This window comes from Monashia sp. HAY1-11D, assembly GCF_056868035.1.
This window is the reverse complement of record NZ_CP200320.1, coordinates 4,184,149-4,203,442: the sequence shown is the minus strand read 5'-3', so window position 1 is coordinate 4,203,442 and position 19,294 is coordinate 4,184,149. Positions and strand designations below refer to the sequence as shown.

Here is a 19,294-nt window from a genome sequence, read left to right as displayed (position 1 = left end):
GCGCCGCCGTGCGCGGGTCATGTTCGTCGCCACGCTCTTCGTCTTCACGATCTTCGCGGGGCAGCTGTTGCGGATCCAGGCCTTCGACGCCTCGGCCACCCAGACGGCGGCGCTCAGCAAGCGCCTCGTCACGCAGACGACCCCGGCGATGCGCGGCGAGATCCTCGACACCAAGGGCCAGGTGCTGGCGCAGTCCGTCGACCGCTACACCATCGCCGCCGACCCCACCATCATCGGCTGTTTCGTCAAGGTCGCCGGTGACTGCACCGCCGACGGCGTCGCGAAGGCCGCCGAGGTCCTGGCGCCACTCCTGCAACGCAGCACCGCCGACCTCACGCCGCTGCTGACGCGGGAGCGGACCCGCTACGTCGTCCTCGCGCGCAACGTCAACCCTGCCGTGTACCGGGAGATCCGGGCCCTCGGCGTCCCGGGCATCACCGGGGAGCGCACGGCCCAGCGCGTCTACCCGACCTCGATGGCCCTCGGCCAGCTCGTCGGCTACGTGCTGCCCTCGGACCAGACCGGTGCCGGTGGCGTCGAGCAGATGCTCGACCGGACGCTTGCGGGCACGCCGGGCCGGTCGGTGGCCGAGCGGGCCCGGGACGGCTACATCATCCCGGGCTCGCAGCGCACCGACACCCCGGTCGTCAACGGCCGCAACGTCAGGCTCACGATCGACGCGGACCTGCAGTGGTACGCCCAGAACGCCCTGGCCAAGCAGGTGACCGCGGTCGGCGCCGAGTCGGGGACCGCCGTCGTCCTGGAGGTCGCCACCGGCAAGGTCCGCGCGGCCGCCAGCTACCCGACGTTCGACCCCAACGACCTCGCCGACGCCAAGGCGTCCAACCTCGAGAACCAGGCCTTCAACGTCGCCTTCGAGCCCGGCTCCACCGGCAAGCTCATGACGATGGCCGCCGCACTCGAGGAGGGTGTCATCACACCCGACACCGGCGTCATCGTGCCCGAGCGCCTGCCCCGCGCCGGGGTCCGGTTCAAGGACAACGAACCCCACGGGGTCGAGAACATGACGGCCACCGGCGTGCTCGCCAAGTCCTCGAACATGGGGACGATGCTCATCGGTGAGCGGGTCCCGCCGGCCGTCATGGAGGCCTACTACCGCAAGTTCGGCGTCGGCCAGAAGACGCCGGTCGGGTTCCCGGGCGAGTCGGCGGGCCTGCTCGCCGGAGCCAAGGACTGGGTCTCGAGCCGTCGCTACACGATCCTGTTCGGCCAGGGCTACGCGGTCACCGCGATCCAGCAGGCCGGTGTCTTCCAGACCATCGCCAACAAGGGCGTCCGTGTGCCCCCGTCGCTCGTCGAAGGGGTCTACAACGACAGCGGCACCTTCATCCCGTCCGCCCCGACGACACCGCGCCGCGTCGTCACGCAGGACACCGCGGTCAAGCTGTCGCGGATGATGGAGGAGGTCACCGGGCAGAACGGCACCGCGAGCGCAGCCCGCATCAAGGGCTACCGGGTCGCGGGCAAGACCGGCACCGCCGACCGGTACGACGAGAAGCTCGGCCGGTACAACGGCTTCACGGCCTCCTTCATCGGCTACGCCCCGGCGGAGGCGCCCAAGTACGTCGTCGCCGTGTTCATCCAGAAGCCGTCGGCCGGCATGTTCGGTGGCATGCTCGCCGGGCCGGTCTTCAACCAGATCATGACCTACATCCTCGAGCGGACCGGTGCGCCACCGAGCCCGAAGTCGAACCTGGACTACCACGTGTGGGCCGACAAGCCGCTGTCCGCGAGCGACCCCACGGTCATCAGCAATGCGCGGGCCCAGCGGGATGGCCTGTAAGTTGGGATGACGTGTCACCTTCCACCGTTCGACCCGCCACGTCGGGCGTGCCACTGCGTGTGCTCGGCGCCCTCGGCGACCTGACGAGCCGGACGGGCGCCGCCGACGCCGCTTCCGAGGCCGCATCCGACGCCGCATCCGACGCTGCTTCGGTCGTCGTGACGGGCGTGACGCTGGACAGCCGCAGCGTCCTGCCGGGAGACCTCTACGCGGCCCTGCCGGGGTTCAACGTCCACGGCGCCCGCTTCGCCGCCGACGCCGTGGCTGCGGGCGCCCTCGCGGTCCTCACGGACGCCGAGGGGCGCGGGCTCGTCGAGGCCGCCGTGGCGCAGGCCGGCCTGCCGGCGGTCCCGGTGCTCGTCTCGGGGGACCCGCGTGCGGTCCTCGGGGACGTCGCGGCCACCGTGTACGGGCACCCCTCGGCGGCGCTGACGATGATCGGCATCACCGGTACGAACGGCAAGACGACGACCGCCTACCTCGTCGAGTCGGCCCTGCGCGCGCACGGCTCGCGCACCGGCCTCATCGGCACCGTCGAGACGCGCATCGGTGACGACCACGTCGACTCTGTGCGCACGACGCCCGAGGCCACCGACCTGCACGCGCTGCTCGCCGTCATGCGCGAGCGTGGCGTCGACGCCTGCGTCATGGAGGTGTCGAGCCACGCGCTCGCCCTGCACCGGGTCGACGGTGTCGTCTACGACGTCGCGCTCTTCACCAACCTCTCGCAGGACCACCTCGACTTCCACCCGTCGATGGAGGCCTACTTCGCCGCCAAGGCGTCCCTGTTCACCCCGCGGCGCTCGCGGTCCGGTGTCGTCTGCGTCGACGACGCCTGGGGTGTGCGCCTGGCCCGCGAGGCCGGCGTCCCGGTGACGACCCTGTCGACCACCGAGGTCGCCAGGGCCGACTGGGGCGTCGAGGAGGCCGAGGGCGGCGCCTTCACGCTGCGCGAGCACGCCTCCGGACGCGGCATCGCCCTGGTGTCGCACCTGCCCGGACACTTCAACGTCGCGAACACCGCCCTGGCGGCGCTCGCCCTGCTCGCCGTCGGCCTGTCCGACGCCGACGTCGAGGCGGCGATGGCCGTGCCCCCCGTCGTGCCGGGCCGCATGGAGGTCGTGGCCCCCGGTGGCGACGGCACGCCACGCTGCGTCGTCGACTTCGCCCACACGCCCGACGCCGTGGACGCAGCCCTCGCCGCGCTGCGCCCGAGCACCCGGGGCCGTCTCATCGTCGTGCTCGGGGCCGGTGGTGACCGCGACAGCGGCAAGCGGCCGGCCATGGGCGCCGCCGCCGCCCGTCGCGCCGACGTCGTCGTCGTCGCCGACGACAACCCTCGCAGCGAGGACCCCGCGACGATCCGCGCGGCCGTCGTCGAGGGAGCCAGGGCGCAGGTGGCGTCCGGTGACGCCACGGCGTCCGAGATCATCGACGGTGGCGCGCGCGCGAGCGCCGTCGCCGAGGCCGTCGCGCTCGCGGTGGTCGGGTCGGGGGAGCAGGCCGAGGACGTCGACACCGTCGTCGTGCTCGGCAAGGGACACGAGAAGGGTCAGGAGATCCACGGAGTGAAGCACCCGTTCGACGACCGCGACGCCGTCCGCGCCGCCCTCGCCGCCGTCACCTCGACGCGTCCGACGACGACCCGTCCGACGACGAGGCCGGGGGTGACCGCGTGATCGCCCTGACCCTGGCCGAGGTCCGCGACCTCACCGGTGGCACCGTCCACGGCACCGACGCGCCCGAGACCGTCGTCGTCGACGGCCCCGTGAGCACCGACTCGCGCGAGTGCGCCCCCGGCAGCCTCTACGTCGCCCGCGTCGGCGAGCACGCCGACGGGCATGCCTACGTCGGCGCGGCCCTCGCCGCAGGTGCCGTCGCCGCGCTCACCTCGCGCGTCGTCGACGGCGTGCCCTGCGTCGTCGTCGACGACGTCCAGACCGCCTTCGGCCGCGTGGCCCGCGGCGTCGTCGACCGCGCGCCGGAGCTGCGCGTCGTCGGCATCACCGGCTCGTCGGGCAAGACGAGCGCCAAGGACCTGCTCGCCTCGGTGCTGTCGACCGTCGCCGAGACCGTCGCGCCGGTCAACTCGCTCAACGGCGAGATCGGGGTACCGCTCACGGTCTGCCGGGTCACCCCGACGACGCGCTTCCTCGTCGCCGAGATGGGGGCCCGGGGCGTCGGGCACATCGCGTACCTGACCGGCATCGCGCCGCCGCAGGTCGCCATCGTCCTCAACGTCGGCACGGCCCACGTCGGCGAGTTCGGCTCGAAGGAGAACATCGCCCTCGCCAAGTCGGAGCTGCCGCGCGCCGTGCCGGCCGAGGGTGTCAGCGTCCTCAACGCCGACGACCCCCTCGTGCGCGCGATGGCCCACGGGCTCGACTCGCGCGTGGTGCTCGTGGGCCTCGCCCCCGACGCCGACGTGCGCGCCGAGGACGTCGTCCTCGACGACCGCGGACGGCCCTCGTACACCCTCGTCACGGCGCAGGGCTCCGCACGGGTCTCGCTGCGCCAGAGCGGCGCCCACCACGTCGGCAACTCGCTGTCCGTGGCCGCGGCCGCCCTCGAGCTCGGCCTGACCCTCGACCAGGTGGTAGCCGGCCTGTGCGCCGCCGAGGCCGTGAGCCGCTGGCGCATGGAGATCACCGAGCGCCCCGACGGCGTCGTCGTCGTCAACGACGCCTACAACGCCAACCCCGACTCGATGCGCGCCGCCCTCGACGCCCTCGCCGCGATGGCCGCGCCCGGCCGCCGCTGGGCGGTGCTCGGCGGCATGCTCGAGCTCGGTGCCGGCAGCGCCGCCGAGCACCGGGGCGTCGGTGAGCACGCGGCCGCGCGCGGCATCGACGAGCTCGTCGTCGTGGGGGAGGGCGCGCGGCCCATCGCCGACGCGTTCCCCGGCGCCGCGTGGGTGCCCGACGCCGACGCGGCGCACGACCTGCTCGTCGAGCGGCTGCGGCCCGGTGACGTCGTCCTGCTCAAGTCCAGCCGTGACAGCGGCCTGCGCTGGCTCGGCGACCGGCTCGCCGGCATCCCCCTGCCGGCCGGCCCGACGGCGTCGACGTCGGCGGCGGCGGTCCAGGGAGCCGCGCGGTGAAGGGCGTCCTCCTCGCGGCGTCCATCTCGCTGCTCATCTCGCTGTTCGGCACCCCGTTGTTCATCAAGTTCCTCGTCAAGCGCGGCTACGGCCAGTTCATCCGCGACGACGGCCCGACCTCGCACCACACCAAGCGTGGGACCCCGACGATGGGCGGGGCCGTCATCATCGCCGCGACCTTCGGCGCCTACCTCTTCGCCCACCTGCTCACCCTCAACCCGCCCACGGCGAGCGGACTGCTCGTCCTGTTCCTCATGGGCGGCCTCGGGTTCGTCGGGTTCCTCGACGACTTCATCAAGATCAGCAAGCAGCGCAGCCTCGGGCTGCGCTCGAAGCAGAAGCTGTTCGGCCAGACGCTCGTCGGCGTCGTCTTCGCCGTGCTCGCGGTGCAGTTCCCGAACGACCAGTACCGCACCCCGGCGTCGCTGCTCGTCTCCTTCGTGCGCGAGACGAACATCAGCCTCGCGCTGGCCGGCAGCTCGGTGGTCGGGGTCATCCTGTTCGTCGTCTTCGCCAACGTCATGATCGCGGGCGCCTCCAACGGCGTGAACCTGACGGACGGCCTCGACGGCCTGGCCACCGGCGTCTCGACGATGGTCTTCGGCGCCTACGTCCTCATCAGCATCTGGACCTTCAACCAGAACTGCCAGACCAACCCGGGCATCAAGTGCTACGAGGTCCGCGACTCCCACGACCTCGCGCTCGTCGCGGCGGCCGGGATGGGCGCCTGCTTCGGGTTCCTCTGGTGGAACGCGACGCCGGCTAAGATCTTCATGGGCGACACCGGGTCCCTCGCCCTGGGCGGGGCCCTCGCGGGCCTGGCCATCACGACCCGCACCGAGCTGCTCCTCATCATCCTCGGCGGCATGTTCGTCCTCGAGACCCTCTCGGTCGTGGCCCAGGTGGCCTCCTTCAAGCTGACGGGCAGACGGGTGCTGCGGATGGCGCCGTTGCACCACCACTTCGAGATGGTCGGGTGGAACGAGGTGACCGTCGTCGTCCGGTTCTGGATCGTCGCCGGCCTCTTCGTCGCGTTCGGGCTGGGCTTCTTCTACGCCGAGTGGGTGGTGGGTTCCCAATGACGTTCGACCCGACCTACGAGCCCCGTGAGGGCCTGACCCACCGCGACGCCGACTGGAGCGGCATCGAGGTCCTCGTCGTCGGCCTCGGCGTGTCCGGCTTCGCCGCCGCCGACGTGCTGGCCGAGCGCGGGGCCCGGGTGACCGCCGTGTCCCGCGACGCCACCGACGCCATCCGCGAGCGGGCCACGATCCTGGAGATCCTCGGCGTGGACGTGCGCCTCGGTCCCGAGCACGTCGTGACCCCGCCGGAGGGCACCGAGCTCGTCGTCACCTCGCCCGGCGTGCCCCCGCACGACCCGCTCATGCTGGCCGCGGCCACGGCCGGGATACCGGTGTGGGGCGAGGTCGAGCTCGCCTGGCGGATGCGGCCTGCCGAGGGCGCCGCGCCGTGGCTCACCGTCACCGGCACCAACGGCAAGACGACGACGGTCCAGATGCTCGCCTCGATCCTGCAGCACGCCGGCCTGCGCGCCGCGGCCGCCGGCAACATCGGCACCCCGCTGCTCGAGGCGGTCCTGCACCCCGAGCCCTACGACGTCCTCGCCGTCGAGCTGTCGAGCTTCCAGCTGCACTGGCAGCGGTCGGTGTCCGCCGTCGCGTCGGCGGTGCTCAACGTGGCGCCCGACCACATCGACTGGCACGGCGGCTACGCCGAGTACCTGCGGGCCAAGGGCCGCATCTACGAGAACACCCACCTGGCCTGCGTCTACAACGTCGCCGACATCCAGACCGAGCAGCTCGTCATGGAGGCCGACGTCGTCGAGGGCTGTCGCGCCGTGGGCTTCACCCTGGGCATCCCGGCCCCGTCGATGGTCGGCGTCGTCGAGGACGTCCTCGCCGACCGTGCCTTCGTCGAGCAGCGGCAGCGCTCGGCGGCCGAGCTGTGCACGCTCGCCGACCTCCAGGGCGACGGCCCGCCCCCGCCGCCGCACTACGTCGCCAACGCCCTCGCGGCGGCCGCCCTGGCGCGGGCCTACGGCGTCGGCCCGATCGCGGTGCGTGACGGGCTGCGCGGCTTCCGGCCCGACCGGCACCGCATCGCCGAGGTCGCCACCGTCCGCGGCGTCCGGTTCGTCAACGACTCCAAGGCCACCAACCCGCACGCGGCCGCGGCGGCCCTGCGCTCGTTCGACTCCGTCGTGTGGGTGGCCGGTGGGCTGCTGAAGGGCGCCGACGTCGACGCGCTCGTCGAGGACGTCGCCTCGCGGCTGCGCGGGGTGGTGCTCATCGGAGCCGACCGGGACCAGATCGCCCAGGCCCTTTCCCGACACGCGCCGGATGTCCCCGTCGTCGACGTCGCCGACACGGACACTGGGGTCATGGACCGCGTCGTGACGCACGCCGCACGCCTCGCCCAGCCGGGCGACGTCGTGCTGCTCGCCCCGGCGGCGGCGTCCATGGACATGTTCACGAACTACGGTGCGCGCGGCGACGCCTTCGAGGAGGCGGTCCGCCGGCACGCCAGGGGGAGCGGGGGCGACGCGTGAGTGCGGGGGTGAGCACGGGGTGAGCACGACGACCTCGTCCCGGTCGAAGGGTGCGGCCGCCAAGGGGTCGGCGGCGCAGCGGGCCCAGGCGGCGCAGGCCGCCAAGGAGCGGGCCCGGGCGCGCGCGGAGGCGCACGCCGAGGAGGCGGGGCGGTCCGGGGGCACCCGGTCGCTGCCGATCATCGCCAAGCTGGAGTCGCCCCTGACGACCTACTACCTCATCCTCGGGGCCACGACGACCCTCGTCGTCATCGGCCTCATCATGGTCTTCAGCGCCTCGAGCGTCGAGCAGCTGCTGGCCGACAAGGCCTCCTACACCGTCTTCGCCCGCCAGCTGCTGTTCGCCGTCCTCGGCGGGGTCGCGGCCGCCGTGGCGAGCCGGTTCGACGTCAAGCGCTGGAAGCGCCTCGCGATGCCCTCGCTCGTCGCGTCCGTCCTCCTCCTCGCCGCCGTCATCCCGCTCGGCGTCTCGGTCAACGGCAACCAGAACTGGCTCGCCCTCGGCCCGGTGCAGTTCCAGCCCTCCGAGCTGGCCAAGGTCGGGCTCGTCCTCGCCGGCGCCGCCATCTACGCCAACAAGTCCGCGCGGATGTCGAGCGTCCTGCACGTCGTGCTGCCCTTCCTCGTGCCCATCAGCGCGGTCGTGCTGGCGCTCGTCCTCGCCGGCCACGACCTCGGCACCGCCATGGTGTTCCTCGTCGTCATCGCCGCGGTCCTCGCGGTCGCCGGGGCCCCACTGCGGGTCTTCGTCGTCGGCGGCGTGCTCGGGGCGGCCGGTGTCGCGGCGCTCGTCGCGACGAGCGGCAACCGCGTCAAGCGCATCACCGACTTCCTCGACCCGGCGTGCAACACCAACCCCGACGGCTGGTGCGGCCAGGCGGTCCACGGCATGTACGCCCTCGCCGACGGCGGCTGGTGGGGCGTCGGCCTCGGCGCCTCGAAGGAGAAGTGGGCCTGGCTGTCCGAGGCCCACAACGACTTCATCTTCGCCATCATCGGCGAGGAGCTCGGCCTGCCGGGCACGCTGATGATCCTGCTCCTGTTCGGCATCCTCGCCTGGGCGTGCTTCCGCCTCGTGAGCCGCACCCAGGACCGCTTCGTGCGGGTCGCCGGCTCGGGCATCATGGCCTGGCTCATCGGGCAGGCGATCATCAACATCGGTGCCGTCATCGGCCTCTTCCCGGTCATCGGCGTGCCGCTGCCACTCGTCTCGGCAGGCGGCTCGTCCCTCGTCACGACCCTCCTCGCCCTCGGCATCCTGCTGTCCTTCGCCCGCAACGAACCGGGGTGCCGTGCGCTGCTCGAGTCCCGACGCGGGATGATCAGGCGGTCGCTCGCGGTGCTGCCCTCGCGCACCCGCGCCCTGTCCTCTCGCAGAAGTCGGTGATCCACCTGTCCTCGCCCACCTCCGTCCTGCTCGCCGGTGGGGGGTCGGCCGGCCACGTGTCGCCCCTGCTCTCCCTGGCCGACGCCCTCCGGCGCCGGCACCCCGACGTGCGCGTCACGGCCCTCGGCACCACCGAGGGACTCGAGGCGCGCCTCGTGCCGGCGCACGGGCTCGACCTTCGGGTGGTGCCGAAGGTGCCGCTGCCGCGCCGGCCGAGCGGTGACCTCCTGTGGCTGCCCCGCCGGCTCAAGGCTGCCGTCGACGCCGCGGGGGCGGCCATCGACGACACCGGCGCGCGGGTCGTCGTCGGGTTCGGCGGGTACGTCAGCACCCCGGCCTACCTGGCCGCCCGGCGCCGCGGCGTCCCCGTCGTCATCCACGAGCAGAACGCCCGGGCCGGGCTGGCCAACCGGCTCGGGGCACGCTTCGCCGCCCACGTCGCCACGACGTTCGCCGTCACCTCGCTGCCCAACGCAACCCGGATCGGCATGCCGCTGCGTCGCGCCGTCTCCACCCTCGACCGGGCCGCGAGCCGCGGCGAGGCCCTCGCCGGGTTCGGGCTCGACGCGTCGGCCCCGACGGTCCTCGTCACCGGCGGCTCGCTCGGGGCCCAGCGGCTCAACGACGCCTTCCGGGAGAACGTCCGGCGGCTGAGCTTCGCCGGCGTCCAGGTGCTGCACATCACCGGGCTCGGCAAGGAGTTCGACGTCGCGGTGCCCGACGGGGGCGCGCCGTACGTCGTCGTGCCGTACGCCGACCGCATGGAGCTGGCCTACGCCGCCGCCGACCTCGTCGTCGCTCGCGCGGGGGCCAACACCGTCTGCGAGCTGACCGCCGTCGGCCTGCCCGCCGTCTACGTCCCGCTGCCCATCGGCAACGGGGAGCAGCGGCTCAACGCGGCCGACGTCGTCGCAGCAGGAGGCGGCCTGCTCGTCGACGACGCCGACCTCACCGCGGCGTGGGTCGGCTCGGAGCTCGTCGCGCTCGCCACCGACCGGCCCCGCCTCGAGCGGATGGCCGCGGCGGCCGCGACGCTCGGGGAGCGTGCCGCCGACGAACGGCTCGCCGACATGGTCGACGACGCCGCGGCGCGGGCCGGGGTGCCCGCGTGACCGGCAGGCCGGCCGGGCGCCGGACGCCGACCGTGGCCGAGCCGTTCGCCGCCGCCCGCTTCGACTTCGGCACGGAGGTGCCCGATGCCGCCGACCTCGGCCGTGTCCACTTCCTCGCCATCGGCGGGGCCGGGATGTCGGGCGTGGCCCGCATCATGCTCGCCCGTGGCGTCCCCGTCACCGGCAGCGACGCCAAGGACGTCCCGGTGCTCAAGGCGCTCGAGAGCGAGGGCGCGCACGTCTGGGTCGGGTTCGACGCCGCGCACCAGGAGCGCGCCGACGCCGTCGTCATGAGCAGCTCGATCCGTGAGGACAACGTCGAGCTCGTCGCGGCGCGCGAGCGGGGCCTGCCGGTCCTGCACCGGGCGCAGGGCCTGGCCTCCCTCATGCACGGGCGGCGTCCCGTGGCGGTCGCCGGGGCCAACGGCAAGACGACGACGACCTCGATGCTCACGGTCGCCCTGCAGGGCTGCGGCCTCGACCCGTCCTTCGCCGTGGGCGGCGAGCTGGCCAAGCACGGCACGAACGCCCACGACGGCCGCGACGACGTCTTCGTCGTCGAGGCCGACGAGAGCGACGGCTCGTTCGTCGTCTACCACCCCGAGATCGCGGTCGTGACCAACGTGCAGCCCGACCACCTCGACTTCTACGACAGCTTCGAGGTCGTCCAGGCCGCGTACGACGCGTTCGTGGCGACCATCGCGCCGGGCGGCCTGCTCGTCACCTGCCTGGACGATGCCGGCTCGGCCGCGCTGGCCGGGCGCGCCCGTGCCGCCGGCACCCGCGTCGTCACGTACGGCTTCTCGAACGGGGCCGACGTCGTCCTGCGCGACCACCGGCAGGACGGCCTCACCGCGTCGGTGATCGTCGCGGACGCCGGCGCCGAGCGCACCATGACCCTCGCCGTCCCCGGGCGGCACAACGCCCTCAACGCGGCGGCGGCGTACGCGGCGGCGGTCCACGGCCTGGCCCTGGACCCCGGTGCCGTCTTCGACGGCCTGGCCGGCTTCACCGGGACCCGACGACGCTTCGAGCCCAAGGGCGAGGCCGGCGGCGTCGTCGTCGTCGACGACTACGCGCACAACGCCGGCAAGGTCACCGCCGTCGTCGAGACGGCCGCACGCCTCGTCGAGGGCGCCGGTCGCCTCGTCGTCGTCTTCCAGCCGCACCTGTACAGCCGCACCCGCGACTTCGCCACCGAGCTCGGCGCCGGGCTCGCGCCCGCCGACGTCGTCGTCGTCATGGACGTCTACGCCGCCCGGGAGGACCCGCTGCCGGGCGTCACGGGGCAGCTGGTCGCCGACGCGGTCCTCGCGGCCCGCCCGGAGGCCGAAGTCCACTACGTGCCCTCGTGGTCGGAGGTGGCCCGCCACGTCGCCGCCCGGGCCCGTCCGGGCGACCTCGTCCTCACCGTCGGGGCCGGTGACGTGACGATGATCGGACCCGAGGTGCTGCTCGCCCTGGGTGGGGGAGAGGCCTGATGCTCGATCGGTCGCCGGGACGTCAGCTCGCCGGGCGCGGGCTGTCCTCCTCGCGCGCCCGCTTCGAGCGGCGGGCCGCAGCGGCGCGGCGTCGCCCGCGTCTGCTCGCCGCCGTCGGCGTCGGCCTGCTGCTCGTGCTCTGCCTCCTCGCGTGGGTCGGCTGGTTCAGCGAGTTCCTGACGGCCACGCGGGTGGAGGTCCGGGGGGTCACGGGAGCGGCCGCCACCGACGTCCGCCGAGTCGCGGCCGTGCCCCTCGGGGGTCCGCTGCTGCGGGTCGACACCGGGGCGGCCGAGCAGCGCCTCGTCGCGGCCAAGGCGTGGGACGACGTGTCCGTCTCGCGCAGCCTGCCGCACACCGTCGTCGTCGCGGTCACACCGCGGCGGGCCGTCCTCGCCGTGCGCACCCCCGAGGGCAGCGTCGACCTCGTCGACGCCACCGGCTTCGCCTTCCGGACCGTCGACGCAGCCCCCGACGGTGTGCCCCTCGTGCGCTCGAGCACCGACACCGTGACGAAGGCCGGCGTCGCTGCCGCCCTCCAGGCCCTCACGTCGCTGCCGGCGTCGGTACGGGGCGACGTCTCGGGAGTGACGGTCTCGGCCGCCGACCAGGTGAGCTTCACCGTCACGTCGACGTCGAAGCGCAAGACCGTCGTGTGGGGCGGTCCGGGGGACGGTGAGCGCAAGGCCCGGCTCGTCGCCGTGCTCCTCGGCCAGCCCGGCAGCACCATCGACGTCAGCGTGCCCGACTCGCCCGTGACGCGCTGACCCGTGACCCGGGTGACCCTCCCGTATCGAGCCGCCGGTGCCGTGGCACAGTGGGGACGCTGCTTGGTGCCGGCGGGGTCCAGCGAGGTTGATGGTGCCGGTGTGACTGCTGTGCAGATGCCGTCGCAAAAGGCCCAATCGCCCTGGCGACACGCCGCGAGTCGGGTTGATCGGCCTCGGGTCACGGCATACCGTCGGGGCACTGGTTCGTGACCAAACTGTAACCTTCAGGTCGACCTTTAAGGTTGAGGTCCGAACCCTCGCGCCAGGCGCATCTCACCCGAACCATGCAGCACCGGCACCACCACTCAGGAAGGCCCACTCCCGTGGCAGCAGCACCGCAGAACTACCTGGCCGTCATCAAGGTCGTCGGCATCGGCGGCGGCGGCGTCAATGCCATCAACCGGATGATCGAGGTGGGTCTCAAGGGCGTCGAGTTCATCGCCATCAACACCGACGCGCAGGCGCTGCTGATGAGCGACGCCGACGTCAAGCTCGACGTCGGCCGCGAGCTGACCCGCGGCCTCGGTGCCGGCGCCGACCCCGAGGTGGGCAAGAAGGCCGCCGAGGACCACGCCGAGGAGATCGAGGAGGTCCTCAAGGGGGCCGACATGGTCTTCGTCACGGCGGGTGAGGGCGGGGGCACCGGCACCGGCGGCGCGCCGGTCGTGGCCCGCATCGCCCGCGGCCTCGGCGCCCTGACGATCGGCGTCGTGACGCGCCCGTTCACCTTCGAGGGCCGACGACGCGCCAACCAGGCCGAGTCCGGCATCGGCAGCCTCCGCGAGGAGGTCGACACCCTGATCGTCATCCCCAACGACCGACTGCTGTCGATCAGCGACCGCAACGTCTCGATGATGGACGCCTTCCGGTCGGCGGACCAGGTGCTGCTGTCGGGTGTCCAGGGCATCACCGACCTCATCACGACCCCGGGCCTGATCAACCTCGACTTCGCCGACGTCAAGTCGGTCATGCAGGGCGCCGGCTCGGCGCTCATGGGCATCGGCTCCGCGCGCGGCGAGGACCGTGCCGTCCAGGCCGCCGAGCTGGCCATCAGCAGCCCGCTCCTCGAGGCCTCCATCGACGGCGCACACGGCGTCCTCCTGTCGATCCAGGGTGGCTCCGACCTCGGCCTCTTCGAGATCAACGAGGCCGCGCGCCTCGTGCAGGAGGCCGCGCACCCCGAGGCCAACATCATCTTCGGCGCCGTCATCGACGACGCCCTCGGCGACGAGGTCCGCGTCACGGTCATCGCCGCCGGGTTCGACGGTGGCGGCCCGAGCCAGCGCCACGACGACCGCGCCCTCGGCCAGGTCATGGGCCGCTCGTCCGCACCGGCTTCGTCGCACCAGCCCAACCACCAGGCCCAGCCCGAGCACCGCCCGGCTCCGGCGCAGCCCGCGGCCCCGCACAGCAACGGCGTCCCGGCCGCGCAGCCGGTCGTCGGCCAGCAGGCGCACCAGCCCGCCCCGCACCAGGCGGCGGTGCCGCAGCAGCTGCCGACCCAGCAGCAGGCCCCCGTCCAGCAGCAGGCGCCGCAGCACCAGGCCCCGTCGCACCAGGTGCCGCAGCACCAGCAGCAGCCGGTCGCCCCGCGCTCGAGCCAGCCGCCGCGTCAGGTGACCTTCGAGGACAGCGACGACCTCGACGTGCCCGACTTCCTCAAGTAAGGCCCCCGGGCCTCGCCCGAACACCGGACCACCCCGACGGGAGGCGCCCCACGCGGCGCCTCCCGTCGGTCGCTCCGGGCGCGACGGTAGGTTGGCCCCGTGTTCTTCTGGCGTTCCGGACCCTCGGCCGACGACCCCGCCGGCGGGTCCGTCCCCGACCGCGTCGACCTCGGCTTCACCGGACGCTCGGCGGGGACCGGACGGGAGCCGTTCACCGGGCTGAACCTCGGGGGCCACGTGGGCGACGACCCCGACACCGTGGAGTCCAACCGCGCGGCCCTGGCCGGTGAGGTCGGGGTGGCGCGCGAGCGCCTCCTGTTCATGAGCCAGGTGCACGGCACGGAGGTCGTCGAGGTCGACGGCCCGTGGACGGGCGAACCGCCGGCCGTCGACGGGATCGTCACGCGTGCGCCGGGGCTCGCGCTCGCGGTGCTCGTGGCCGACTGCGTGCCGCTGCTGCTGCACGACGCCGGTGCCGGCGTCGTCGGGGCCGTCCACGCGGGCCGGCCCGGCATGGTGTCGGGCATCGTGCCCCGCGCCGTCGCGGCGATGCGCGACCTCGGCGCCCGCTCGGTGCGCGCCACCGTCGGCCCCTCGGTGTGCGGTCGGTGCTACGAGGTTCCCGCCGAGATGGCGCGCGCGGCCGCTGCGGTCACCCCTGCGGCCGCCGCCCGGTCGTGGCAGGGCACTCCGGCCGTCGACGTCGCCGCCGGCGTCGTCGAGCAGCTGGCCGATGCCGGCGTCCCGGTCGCCTGGGTGCCCGGCTGCACCCGCGAGGACCGCGACCTCTACTCCTACCGCCGCGACGGCACGACGGGCCGGTTCGCCGGTGTCGTCGTGCGTCGCGGGGCGACGGCATGAGCGCCTCGGCCGTGCGCGCGGAGGGAGAGGCGGCGCGGCGCGACCAGCTGCGGGCGGCCCTCGAGGCGGTCGAGGCACGGATCGAGCGGGCCTGTGCCGACGCCGGTCGCGACCCCGGCGAGGTGACCCTCGTCGTGGTGACGAAGTTCTTCCCGGCCTCCGACGTGCTGCTCCTGCACGGCCTCGGAGTCCGGCACTTCGGCGAGAACCGTGACCAGGAGGCCGCCGAGAAGTACGAGCAGGTGCGCCACGTGCTCGAGGAGCAGTCAGGTGGCAGGGGGCGATGGGGGCGCGGCGAGGACGCCGCGGTGCTGCACTTCATCGGGCGGCTGCAGGGGAACAAGGCAGCCCACGTGGCGCAGTACGCCGACGTCGTCCAGAGCCTCGACCGGACCAAGCTCGTCGACGGCCTCGCCAAGGGCGCCCACCGGGTCGGGCGCCCCGACCACGCGCTCGACGTCCTCCTGCAGGTCAGCCTCGACGGAGACACGTCCCGCGGCGGAGCCCTTCCCGAGACCCTCGACGAGCTCGCCGCCGCGGTCGAGGCGCAGGCCGCGCTGCGGCTGCGCGGGCTCATGGCCGTCGCTCCCCTCGGAGCCGACCCCGACGCGTCGTTCGCCACGGTGCAAGAGCTGTCCCGCCGGCTGCGGCAGGAGCATCCCGACGCCACGTGGGTCTCGGCCGGCATGAGCGGCGACCTCGAGGCGGCCGTGCGCCACGGCGCGACACACCTGCGTGTCGGCACGGCAATCCTCGGTTCACGCCCGTCACTTCTGTAACGTCGGGAGCGATTCAGCACGATCCGAACGTTGGGAGCCGGCCATGGCAGGGGCACTGCGCAAGACGATGGTGTACCTCGGACTGAGCGAGGAGGACCAGCGTCACGAGCGCTACGACGACTACGAGGCGTACGACGAGCCCGAGCGCTACGACGACGAGCCCGAGCACACCGCGGCCGTCACGCAGCTGCCGACGCGTCGTCCCGTCGCCGCGGTCGTGCGTGAGCCCGAGGTCGGCGGACTCAACCGCATCACGACGATCCACCCGCGCACGTACAACGAGGCCAAGAACATCGGCGAGTGGTTCCGCGACCAGGTCCCGGTCATCATGAACCTGTCGGACATGGACGACGCCGACGCCAAGCGCCTCGTCGACTTCGCGGCCGGTCTCGTCTTCGGCCTGCACGGCACCATCGAGCGGGTCACGTCGAAGGTCTTCCTCCTGTCGCCGGCCCACGTCGAGATCTCGGCCGACGAGCCGGAGGCGCCGTCCCCGTCGACGCGCGGGTTCTTCAACCAGAGCTGACGCGAGCCTGCCGGCCGGCGACGCACAGTGACCACACAGCACCCCGCCGGCTCCTGACGCGCGCGCATCGGCGACACTGACGACATGGACGCGTTCTGGACGATCTACGGCGTGGTCGTCTTCCTCTTCTTCATCGCCCTCATCGGCCGCTTCGTGCTCGACTGGGTGCAGATGCTGGCGCGGTCCTGGCGCCCCACCGGGGTCGTGCTCGTCCTGGCCGAGGCCGTGTACACGGTGACCGACCCACCCCTGCGGGCGCTGCGCAAGGTCATCCCGTCGCCGAACCTCGGCGGCGTCCGGCTCGACCTGAGCTTCCTCGTCCTGATGCTGCTGACCTCGCTCGCGCTCAACGTCCCCAGCTACTTCTAGCGGACCGTCGGCGGCGCGCCGCTGCGGGCGGGCCGTGGCCTGCGGCGCGCACCGCGAGGCACGGCTTTGGTTCGTGACCGGAACGTTAGATACCTTGGACCCGAACCACTACGTCTGCATCGAGGTGAGACATGGCGCTTACGCCGGAACAGGTGCTCAACAAGCACTTCCAGACCACGCAGTTCCGCCGGGGCTACGAGGAGCGGGACGTCGACGACTTCCTCGACGAGATCGTGGCCGAGATGCGCTCTCTCATCGAGCAGCGCGACGACTACCTCAAGCAGCTCAACGACTGCCGCGCGTCGAAGAACCAGACGGCGGTCCGCGCGGACGGCGCCACCGCCGCGATGCCGGTCGTCGGCCGTCCCGGTGAGGACGCCAAGCTCGGCGGGCTCACCGCCAAGATCCAGGACGCCGAGCGCGCCTTCAAGGCAGCCCAGGACCGTGCGGCCAAGGCCAAGGCCGAGGCCGACAACTCCGAGCGCCAGGCCAAGGAGCGCATCGAGCGCGCACGGGCCGAGGCCGAGCGCGCCGAGGCCGCCGCGAAGGCGGCCGTCGACTCCAAGGCCCTCAACGACGCCCAGGCCAAGCTCAACGAGCTCAACACCAAGGTCGCCGACGCGGAGTCCCGGCTGGCCAAGGCCCAGGAGAGCGCCCGCGAGGTCGAGGCCCGCATGACCAAGGCGCAGGAGAACGCCCGCGCCGCCGAGGAGCGTGCCGCCCGCGCGAACTCCGACGCCGAGGCCGCCGCCCGCATCCAGCCCGCTGCCGCGGCAGCCGCTGCTGCGCCCGCTGGCACCACCGACGCCGCCGGCGTCATCGCGTTGGCACAGCGCCTCCACGACGAGCACGTCGCCGCGGGTGAGACGCGTCGCAACGAGCTGATCTCCGAGGCCGAGAACCGTCACCGCGAGCTCATCGCGACGGCCCAGGCCAGGCACGACGAGCTCGTCAACGCCGGGCAGGCCCGTCACGAGGAGGCCACGCGTCAGGCCGAGCAGCTCGCGGCGGCAGCCGCGGCCCAGCGTGACCAGATGATCGCCGAGGCCACCTCCCAGCGCGACCAGATCCTCGCCGACGCCGCGACCAAGCGGGACGAGATGCTGACCGAGGCGCGCGAGCGCTCGACGGGCATGGTCGCCGAGGCGCAGCAGCGCAAGGCCCAGCTGCTCGAGGAGCTCGACAAGCAGAAGTCGCTGCTCGACCGCAAGATCAGCGAGCTGCGCGGGTTCGAGAAGAACTACCGCTCGAACCTCAAGTCCTACATCGAGAGCCAGCTGCAGGACCTCGACGCCAGCGTCCAGGAGCCAGCGCACGCCGGCGCCGGTGACACCCAGGGCTGAGGCGCGCTCTCACCCTCCTCGACAGACGCACGCGGGCCGCTCGGGAACCATCCCGGGCGGCCCGCGTTGTGTGCCCAGGACGACTCTTGCCTCCCGTAGCGTTTCGTGTTTGTGCCGGACCCGCGCGGGGCTTATTGTCAGCCGCACTTGCAACGTCGACAGCACGAGCGACGGAGGTGGACGCCATGGCGGCGAAGAGGACGGCGGCGGCGGTGACGTCCGCGGCCAAGCGGGCGGTGTCGGCAGTGGGCCGCACGGCCAGGGCCGCCGCGACGAAGGCGACGAGGCAGGCCCCCGCGCAGACGACCGCGTCCCCGACGCCCGCGAAGACCCGGAAGACCGCCAAGGCCACGACGGCGCCCGCGACGAGGACGGCGGCGAAGACCGCCGCGAAGACCGCCGCGAAGACCCCGGCGAAGTCCCCTGCGAAGTCCACGGTGAGACCGACCACGACGAAGAGCACGAAGAGCGCGACGACGGCGGAGAAGAGCGCGGCGAGGACGACGAGGGGCCTGTCGACCAAGACCGCAAGCAAGACCGCAAGCAAGACCGCAAGCAAGACCGCGAGCAAGACCCCGAGCAGGACCGCCGCGAAGACGTCCGCGACGAAGCCTGCCCCGAAGAAGACCGCGAAACGGTCCACGACGAAACCTGCCGCGAGGCAGACTGCGAGACAGTCCGCGACGAAGACCGCCGCGACGCGGACTGCGACGAAGTCCGCAACGACGGAGTCCGCGAAGAACGCAGCGACCACGTCCCCGAAGAAGTCCGCGACGAAGAGCGCGACGACGGCCAAGAAGAGCGCCGCGAACAAGGCCACGGCCACGAGCCCGGCCCCGAGAGGGACCCCCGAGACGGGCGCGACGAAGAAGGCGACGACCAGGACCGCGACGACCAAGACGACGACTCCGAAGACGACGACTCCGAAGACGACGAAGACGACGAAGACGACTCCGGCGCGCCAGAGCGCGAGGACCACCCGGCCGTCCGCGCAGACGGCCCCACGACCCGAGAAGGCAGCAGTGACGACGAGCCCCACGACCGGCACCCCGAGCGCGACGACCGCGAGCACGCGGGCCAGGACCGGAACCTCGCGCACCAGCGCGAAGAAGATCGCCGAGACGCTGCGCGTCAAGGACGACGAGAGCCCCTGGAGCGAGGACGAGATCGCGGAGGTCCGCGGCGTCCTCCTCGAGGAGATCGAGCAGCACCGCGTCGAGCTGAAGATCGCCGAGGAGGAGCTCGACAGCTTCCTGCGCTCGTCGGGCGACGGGGCGGGCGACGACCAGGCCGATGCCGGCGCCAAGACGGCCGAGCGCGAGCACGAGATGTCGGTGGCCGCGAACGCGCGCGCCGGGCTCCTGCAGGCCGAGCACGCGCTCGAGCAGCTCGAGGCCGGCACGTACGGCGTGTGCGAGAACTGCGGCAACCCGATCGGCAAGCTTCGACTGCAGGCCCGTCCGCGTGCGACCCTGTGCCTGTCATGCCAGGAGAAGCAGGACCGCCACTGAACGACGCCGCCGGCA

The 19,294-nt window shown here is 73.0% G+C and carries 17 protein-coding genes; 16 read left to right on the top strand and 1 reads right to left on the bottom strand.

What is annotated here, in order from left to right; all coding sequences use genetic code 11:
• Positions 1-19: 19 nt before the first annotated feature.
• From AC1VM9_RS19430 to AC1VM9_RS19360, 15 genes are all read left to right on the top strand, one after another.
• Complete coding sequence (locus tag AC1VM9_RS19430; RefSeq protein WP_481339042.1) at positions 20-1,804, top strand: peptidoglycan D,D-transpeptidase FtsI family protein; 1,785 nt, start codon at positions 20-22, stop codon at positions 1,802-1,804.
• Between the two features lie 11 nt (positions 1,805-1,815).
• On the top strand, positions 1,816-3,483 hold the full coding sequence (locus AC1VM9_RS19425; protein WP_483123745.1) for a UDP-N-acetylmuramoyl-L-alanyl-D-glutamate--2,6-diaminopimelate ligase: 1,668 nt from the start codon (positions 1,816-1,818) through the stop codon (positions 3,481-3,483).
• Positions 3,480-4,904 carry a UDP-N-acetylmuramoyl-tripeptide--D-alanyl-D-alanine ligase gene (locus AC1VM9_RS19420; protein ID WP_483123744.1) on the top strand — a complete coding sequence of 475 codons (1,425 nt, stop codon included), beginning with the start codon at positions 3,480-3,482 and terminating at the stop codon, positions 4,902-4,904. Before AC1VM9_RS19425 ends, AC1VM9_RS19420 begins: the two co-directional genes overlap by 4 nt.
• Positions 4,901-5,986 (top strand): phospho-N-acetylmuramoyl-pentapeptide-transferase, encoded by a 1,086-nt coding sequence (gene mraY, locus AC1VM9_RS19415; RefSeq protein ID WP_481339037.1) that lies wholly within the window; start codon positions 4,901-4,903, stop codon positions 5,984-5,986. Before AC1VM9_RS19420 ends, mraY begins: the two co-directional genes overlap by 4 nt.
• Entirely contained in the window at positions 5,983-7,473 is a 1,491-nt protein-coding gene (gene murD, locus AC1VM9_RS19410) for a UDP-N-acetylmuramoyl-L-alanine--D-glutamate ligase (RefSeq protein ID WP_481339035.1), read from the top strand. Before mraY ends, murD begins: the two co-directional genes overlap by 4 nt.
• A 19-nt stretch (positions 7,474-7,492) precedes the next feature.
• Positions 7,493-8,860: a putative lipid II flippase FtsW gene (gene ftsW, locus AC1VM9_RS19405; protein WP_483123743.1), complete on the top strand. Its 1,368-nt coding sequence runs from the start codon at positions 7,493-7,495 to the stop codon at positions 8,858-8,860.
• A complete protein-coding gene (murG, locus tag AC1VM9_RS19400; RefSeq protein WP_483123742.1) occupies positions 8,857-9,972 on the top strand; it encodes an undecaprenyldiphospho-muramoylpentapeptide beta-N-acetylglucosaminyltransferase in 1,116 nt (371 codons plus the stop codon). Before ftsW ends, murG begins: the two co-directional genes overlap by 4 nt.
• Positions 9,969-11,453: a UDP-N-acetylmuramate--L-alanine ligase gene (gene murC, locus AC1VM9_RS19395; RefSeq protein WP_483123741.1), complete on the top strand. Its 1,485-nt coding sequence runs from the start codon at positions 9,969-9,971 to the stop codon at positions 11,451-11,453. The genes murG and murC overlap by 4 nt, the downstream gene beginning before the upstream one ends.
• Positions 11,453-12,220: a cell division protein FtsQ/DivIB gene (locus AC1VM9_RS19390; protein ID WP_483123740.1), complete on the top strand. Its 768-nt coding sequence runs from the start codon at positions 11,453-11,455 to the stop codon at positions 12,218-12,220. The genes murC and AC1VM9_RS19390 overlap by 1 nt, the downstream gene beginning before the upstream one ends.
• 326 nt (positions 12,221-12,546) lie before the next feature.
• A complete protein-coding gene (ftsZ, locus tag AC1VM9_RS19385; RefSeq protein ID WP_483123739.1) occupies positions 12,547-13,890 on the top strand; it encodes a cell division protein FtsZ in 1,344 nt (447 codons plus the stop codon).
• A gap of 99 nt (positions 13,891-13,989) precedes the next feature.
• Positions 13,990-14,751 carry a peptidoglycan editing factor PgeF gene (gene pgeF, locus AC1VM9_RS19380; RefSeq protein WP_483123738.1) on the top strand — a complete coding sequence of 254 codons (762 nt, stop codon included), beginning with the start codon at positions 13,990-13,992 and terminating at the stop codon, positions 14,749-14,751.
• Complete coding sequence (locus AC1VM9_RS19375) at positions 14,748-15,530, top strand: YggS family pyridoxal phosphate-dependent enzyme (protein ID WP_483123737.1); 783 nt, start codon at positions 14,748-14,750, stop codon at positions 15,528-15,530. The genes pgeF and AC1VM9_RS19375 overlap by 4 nt, the downstream gene beginning before the upstream one ends.
• 43 nt (positions 15,531-15,573) lie before the next feature.
• Entirely contained in the window at positions 15,574-16,056 is a 483-nt protein-coding gene (locus AC1VM9_RS19370) for a cell division protein SepF (protein WP_481339019.1), read from the top strand.
• Between the two features lie 84 nt (positions 16,057-16,140).
• Positions 16,141-16,425, top strand: a complete 285-nt coding sequence (locus AC1VM9_RS19365; RefSeq protein ID WP_481339017.1) for a YggT family protein — start codon at positions 16,141-16,143, stop codon at positions 16,423-16,425.
• 131 nt (positions 16,426-16,556) lie between these two features.
• Positions 16,557-17,768 (top strand): DivIVA domain-containing protein, encoded by a 1,212-nt coding sequence (locus AC1VM9_RS19360; protein WP_481339015.1) that lies wholly within the window; start codon positions 16,557-16,559, stop codon positions 17,766-17,768.
• Here AC1VM9_RS19360 and AC1VM9_RS19355 read toward each other — a convergent pair.
• A complete protein-coding gene (locus AC1VM9_RS19355) occupies positions 17,680-18,807 on the bottom strand; it encodes a hypothetical protein (RefSeq protein WP_483123736.1) in 1,128 nt (375 codons plus the stop codon). The two genes, AC1VM9_RS19360 and AC1VM9_RS19355, sit on opposite strands and share 89 nt — an antisense overlap.
• Between AC1VM9_RS19355 and AC1VM9_RS19350 the strand changes: the two genes are divergently transcribed.
• Positions 18,791-19,279, top strand: a complete 489-nt coding sequence (locus AC1VM9_RS19350; RefSeq protein WP_483123735.1) for a TraR/DksA family transcriptional regulator — start codon at positions 18,791-18,793, stop codon at positions 19,277-19,279. The two genes, AC1VM9_RS19355 and AC1VM9_RS19350, sit on opposite strands and share 17 nt — an antisense overlap.
• The last annotated feature ends 15 nt before the right edge of the window (positions 19,280-19,294 follow it).

What these genes read in the sequence shown, in the direction of transcription:
- AC1VM9_RS19430 (WP_481339042.1), top strand. Translation starts at nt 20, where the DNA reads ATGTTCGTCGCCACGCTCTTCGTCTTCACGATCTTCGCGGGGCAGCTG.
- murD (WP_481339035.1), top strand. Translation starts at nt 5,983, where the DNA reads ATGACGTTCGACCCGACCTACGAGCCCCGTGAGGGCCTGACCCACCGC.
- AC1VM9_RS19390 (WP_483123740.1), top strand. Translation starts at nt 11,453, where the DNA reads ATGCTCGATCGGTCGCCGGGACGTCAGCTCGCCGGGCGCGGGCTGTCC.
- AC1VM9_RS19375 (WP_483123737.1), top strand. Translation starts at nt 14,748, where the DNA reads ATGAGCGCCTCGGCCGTGCGCGCGGAGGGAGAGGCGGCGCGGCGCGAC.
- AC1VM9_RS19370 (WP_481339019.1), top strand. Translation starts at nt 15,574, where the DNA reads ATGGCAGGGGCACTGCGCAAGACGATGGTGTACCTCGGACTGAGCGAG.
- AC1VM9_RS19365 (WP_481339017.1), top strand. Translation starts at nt 16,141, where the DNA reads ATGGACGCGTTCTGGACGATCTACGGCGTGGTCGTCTTCCTCTTCTTC.
- AC1VM9_RS19360 (WP_481339015.1), top strand. Translation starts at nt 16,557, where the DNA reads ATGGCGCTTACGCCGGAACAGGTGCTCAACAAGCACTTCCAGACCACG.